The 5347-nt window shown below is 37.6% G+C and carries 8 protein-coding genes and 1 pseudogene; all 9 read right to left on the bottom strand.

Features of this window, described 5'->3' with window-relative positions:
* A partial coding sequence (locus Q0F90_RS06905) for a phosphatidate cytidylyltransferase (RefSeq protein WP_296004318.1) occupies positions 1–425 on the bottom strand: 425 nt, incomplete at its 3' end.
* A gap of 3 nt (positions 426–428) precedes the next feature.
* Positions 429–1193 (bottom strand): isoprenyl transferase, encoded by a 765-nt coding sequence (locus Q0F90_RS06900; RefSeq protein ID WP_296004317.1) that lies wholly within the window; start codon positions 1191–1193, stop codon positions 429–431.
* Positions 1174–1425 (bottom strand): hypothetical protein, encoded by a 252-nt coding sequence (locus tag Q0F90_RS06895; protein WP_296004316.1) that lies wholly within the window; start codon positions 1423–1425, stop codon positions 1174–1176. The genes Q0F90_RS06900 and Q0F90_RS06895 overlap by 20 nt, the downstream gene beginning before the upstream one ends.
* On the bottom strand, positions 1425–1985 hold the full coding sequence (frr, locus tag Q0F90_RS06890) for a ribosome recycling factor (RefSeq protein WP_296004315.1): 561 nt from the start codon (positions 1983–1985) through the stop codon (positions 1425–1427). Before frr ends, Q0F90_RS06895 begins: the two co-directional genes overlap by 1 nt.
* Positions 1986–1990: 5 nt before the next feature.
* Positions 1991–2716, bottom strand: coding sequence for a UMP kinase (gene pyrH / locus Q0F90_RS06885; protein WP_009351482.1), 726 nt, complete (start codon positions 2714–2716; stop codon positions 1991–1993).
* A 62-nt stretch (positions 2717–2778) separates the two neighbouring features.
* Entirely contained in the window at positions 2779–3459 is a 681-nt protein-coding gene (tsf, locus tag Q0F90_RS06880) for a translation elongation factor Ts (protein WP_296004314.1), read from the bottom strand.
* Between the two features lie 115 nt (positions 3460–3574).
* Complete coding sequence (rpsB, locus tag Q0F90_RS06875; RefSeq protein ID WP_009351446.1) at positions 3575–4294, bottom strand: 30S ribosomal protein S2; 720 nt, start codon at positions 4292–4294, stop codon at positions 3575–3577.
* A gap of 248 nt (positions 4295–4542) precedes the next feature.
* Entirely contained in the window at positions 4543–5193 is a 651-nt protein-coding gene (rpe, locus tag Q0F90_RS06870; protein WP_296004313.1) for a ribulose-phosphate 3-epimerase, read from the bottom strand.
* A 1-nt stretch (position 5194) separates the two neighbouring features.
* Positions 5195–5347 (bottom strand): annotated as a pseudogene (locus Q0F90_RS09235) (ribosome small subunit-dependent GTPase A); the annotation flags it as partial.

The following is a 5347-nucleotide window of genomic DNA, read 5'->3' as shown; positions in this document are numbered from 1 at the left end:
CAGTTATGTTGTTCAAAAGGCATTGTTAAAGACATGTAAATAGAATCATGACGAATCATGAGCAAAGAAATCATGCCGATACAAACGTATAATAAACCAAATACACTAAAGGATACGCTAGCCATAGAGTATTTATTTTCACCAAATGTACATAACATATAATTGGCAAATAAACTTAATACTAAAACAGCTATAGCTAAAATATATTGATGACATGCAAAGGCAATCATCAATAATAAGACACTAATATAGCCCCATATAATAGACATACGTACATGTTTAGCCTTGCCTAGTAAAACAAATTCACGCCACCCTAATAGAGCTAATAGCGTAATAAGAACATCATACACTGGTCCGCCTAACGTAATGGCACCTAAGGCAATAATAAACCCTATAACAGCGGTAATAACACGTGTTTTTAACATTCTTTATTCCTCATCACGTAAGCCACCAAATCGGCGTTCTCGTTTCTGATATGCCGCAACAGCTTCTAACAAAGTTTCTTTTGTGAAATCTGGCCAATGTAAATCAGTAAACCAGAATTCAGCATAAGCTAGTTGCCATAACAAAAAGTTACTAATTCTAAAATCGCTACTTGGACGAATCAATAAGTCTACATCACTAAACTCTTTAGTAAATAATTGAGAACTTACATAGTCTTCAGTAATATCGTCCTTTGTAATAGTACCCGCTTTTACAGAATCTGTAATATCACGGATAGTTCTTACTATCTCATCACGTCCACCATAGTTAATAGCTAACTGTAAGGTAAGACCTGTATTATTCTGAGTTAATAGTTCTGCATCCCGAATGATTTGTTGTAACTCCTCTGAAAGAGCCCCAATAAATCCAATAAATCGAATGCGAACATTATGTTCATGCATATACTTAACATTATTGTTTAAGTATTCTTTGATGAGAGCCATAAGTAAAGAAACTTCCTGTTCAGGTCGTTTCCAGTTCTCTGTGGAGAAACCATATACCGTAAGAGCTCTAATACCAATTTCGTCAGCAGCTATAACGATCTGCTTTAATACGTCTGCCCCAGCACGGTGTCCCATGGAACGTGGCATCCCTCTACGTTTGGCCCAACGTCCATTACCATCCATGATAATAGCAACATGTTTTGGAATAGCATTGCTATCTATAGCAGGCGCATCCGATTGTTTACGGTTAAATAATTTCTTTAGCATAGTCTACCTCGATAGATTTTCCGAAGTCGCTGGCAATCATTGGTCTATATACTAGTATATGTAAGCACTCATCTACCTTAGTAACACGTGCTACATAAAATCCTTCATCTGCAATATCAAAAAAGCGATTAAAGGATGCCCCAATCATTACCTTAAAAGGAATATGGGCAGCCTGCAAACGAGACTTTGCAAGCTGCCATGGCATTCCAATAAGGCTATTAGAATCTAACATTATACTTCTAATACGTCCTTTTCTTTTACTGCTTTTAACTCATCAATATGCTTAACTTTAGCATCTGTAAGTTTTTGGATTTCATCTAAACCGTCTTTAGCATCATCTTCAGTAATTGTTTTAGCTTTTTCTTCTTTTTTCAATGCATCATTTACATCACGACGAATGTTACGTACTGCAACGTTTGCAGCTTCAGCTTTTTTATGAACTACTTTAACGATTTCTTTACGGCGTTCCTCAGTTAGTTGAGGAATAGTTAAACGAATTTGAGCACCATCATTACCAGGGTTTAAACCAAGGTCGGATTGTAAAATCGCTTTTTCAATTGCACCGATCATTGTTTTATCCCAAGGAGCAATGACGATCATACGAGGCTCAGGCACGGAGATATTTGCAACTTGATTAATTGGAGATGGACTACCATAATAATCAACCATTACTTTATCAAGTAATGCTACGCTAGCACGACCAGTACGAATAGATGCAAATTCATGTTTTAAAGCCTCAATAGACTTATTCATGCGTTCTTCTGCTTGTTGTAACAATTCTTTAATTTCCATTTGAATTATTCTCCTCGAACAATGGTACCAATCTCTTCGCCCTTAGCGGCTTTTGTAATGTTACCAGGAATGTCCATGCTAAATACGATAATAGGAATATTGTTATCTTTACATAAAGTTGTGGATGTAGCATCCATAACTTTTAATTCTTTTGTAATGATATCGTTATATGTTAACTCATCAAATTTAATAGCATTAGGATTCGTCTTAGGATCAGAATCATATACGCCATCAGCAAATTTCTTCGCCATCAAAATTGCATCTGCTTCGATTTCAGCAGCCCGTAATGCAGCTGTTGTATCTGTAGAGAAGTAAGGTTTACCAAGACCAGCACCAAAGATTACGATACGTTTTTTCTCTAAGTGACGAATAGCGCGACGACGAATATAAGGTTCTGCAATTTCTTGCATTTCGATAGCTGTTTGTACGCGTGTATCTACGCCAGCTTGCTCTAATGCGTCTTGCAATGCTAAGGAGTTCATTACTGTTGCTAGCATACCCATATAATCAGCAGTAGCACGATCCATACCTTGGTTGCTACCTGCTAACCCTCTCCATAGGTTACCGCCACCAACAACAATTGCGATTTCTAAATCAGTGGATTTCGCTAAAGCGGCAATCTCTTGCGCAAATTCTTCAACAACATCCGGGTTAATACCAAAACCTTGGTCACCTGCCAATGCTTCACCACTCAACTTCAAAACAATACGTTGAAAGTTTCTCTTTGCCATGTTTTTACTCCTCTATTGCAAAATAAGAGAACACTGTACGGTGTTCTCTTATTGTTTCTTAACTATTTACCAACAGATGCCATTACTTCAGCTACGAAGTCATCTTGGCGTTTTTCAATGCCTTCACCTAAACCGTAGCGAACAAAACGACGTACGTTGATGTTTTCACCGATTTTTGCAATATTTTCATTAATTACATCAGTAACAGTTTTGTCACCATCTTTAATGAATACTTGTTCTAATAGGCAGTTTTCTTTATAGAATTTTTCAATACGACCAGCAACCATTTTTTCCAAAACAGCTTCAGGTTTTGGTTTACGGCCAGCTTTTACGTCTTCTTCAGCTTCTACTTTAGCTTGTTCCAACAATACTTGTTTTTCGTGTTCGATTACTTCAGCAGGAACTTCTTCACGGTTCAAGTATGTAGGGTTAACAGCAGCGATTTGCATAGCGATATCGCGTGCCAAGTTTTGGAAGTCGTCAGTTTTAGCAACGAAGTCAGTTTCGCAGTTAACTTCAACTAAAACGCCGATACGGCCACCAGCGTGAATGTAGGATTGTACTACACCTTCAGCTGCAATACGACCAGCTTTTTTAGCTGCTGCAGCTAGACCTTTTTCACGAAGAAGGTCAACCGCTTTATCGATATTACCGTCAGTTTCAACCAATGCTTTTTTAGCGTCCATCATACCTGCGCCAGTCATGTCGCGCAATTCTTTTACCAAAGCAGCAGTAATTGCCATTATTTTGTTCCTCCTAGTACTAATTAAGGTAAGGATATAGTCCTTACCCTAATTATATATGTTATAGATTTATCTTTCAAATGCTAATCAGAAATGATTAAGTAGCTTTGCAGAATTATTCTGCAGCTTCAGCATTGCCTTCTTCGAAGGATTCGCCTTGACGACCTTCAAGAACAGCGTCAGCCATTTTACCAGCCAACAATTTAACAGCGCGGATAGCGTCATCATTTGCTGGGATTGGGAAATCAACTTCATCTGGGTCGCAGTTAGTGTCAACTGTTGCAACTACAGGAATACCCAATTTTTTAGCTTCTGCAATAGCGATTTTTTCTTTTTTAGGATCAACTACGAAAAGAGCACCTGGCATTTTAGGCATATCTTTGATACCGCCAAGGTATTTTTCCAATTTTTCCATTTCATGACGAAGACCGATAACTTCTTTTTTAGGCAATACTTCGAAAGTACCATCTTCTGCCATAGCTTCCAATTGTTTTAAACGTTTAATACGAGTTTCAATTGTTTTGAAGTTAGTCAACATACCGCCCAACCAACGTTCGTTTACGAAGAACATGTTAGCACGGATAGCTTCTTCTTTAATAGCTTCTTGAGCTTGTTTTTTAGTACCTACGAACAAGATTACTTCGCCTTGGGAAGCAACTTCACGCAAGAAAGAGTAAGCTTCTTCTACTTTTTTAACTGTTTTAGACAAGTCAATGATATAAATACCATTGCGCTCAGTGAAGATGAATTTCGCCATTTTAGGGTTCCATCTTCTAGTCTGATGACCAAAGTGTACACCAGCCTCTAATAATTGTTTCATTGATACTACTGCCATTGTGGCACCTCCTGTTAATTAACCTCCGCCGCTTCATCCTTCGGGTCACCCAAAATTAGGCACAGTACCGAAGTCCACCGACGTGCATATTTTTCATACCCAATAATTTTAACAAATAATTATTATAAAAGCAAGCAAGGAGTGAGGATTTCTTAAAGAATTCCTCACTCCCTGTAAAAATTTCTAGATTAGGTCATGACTATATTATTGTTAAGCCTATAATATGTACCGCCAATACGAATATAAAGCTAGTTATTGCGAATGGCGTCGATCATATGAGCACGATCTTCAGCACCAAATACAGCAGAGCCAGATACTAATACTGTTGCCCCCGCTCTTTTGATTGGTACGCAAGTAATGTCGTTGATACCACCATCAACTTCAATTACGGCTGTAGTATTTTCTACTTCTTCTAACAATATCTTAGCTTGTTTAACCTTTTTAATGGCATTTTTAATAAAAGATTGTCCACCAAAGCCCGGATTTACAGACATAATTAAAATCATATCTAAATCTGCAGCCACATCTTCTAATACTGATACTGGTGTGCTTGGATTTAATGCAACACCAGCTTTCATACCACATTGCTTAATATGTTGAATTAAACGATGCATATGAGGTACTGTTTCTTGATGGAATGTAAAATATTCTACGCCAATTTTTGCGTATTCTTCTACATAATCACCAGGATTTGTAACCATTAAATGCACATCAAAAGGTAATTTTGTATATGGACGAATGGCTTTCACAATAGGCGCACCAAAGGTTAAGTTCGGCACAAAATGTCCATCCATAATGTCGATATGTAATAAGTCAGCCCCCGCTGATTCAATAGATTGTAATTCTTCGCTTAAGGTCGCAAAATTTGCGGAAAGCATTGATGGTGCAATTTTAATCATATTAAAACCTCTTTCGTTGACTTTCTATATCGTTACGTATAGACATATAAGCGTCATATCGTCCTTGATGAATACGACCTGCTTCAAGAGCATCTTTAATGCCACAAATTGGCTCATGTTCATGATAACATGGGTTAAATTTACAAGCATCCAC

The sequence above is a fragment of the uncultured Veillonella sp. genome (assembly GCF_934190855.1).
Lineage (GTDB): Bacteria > Bacillota > Negativicutes > Veillonellales > Veillonellaceae > Veillonella.
This window is presented reverse-complemented; position numbering and strand designations above follow the sequence as displayed.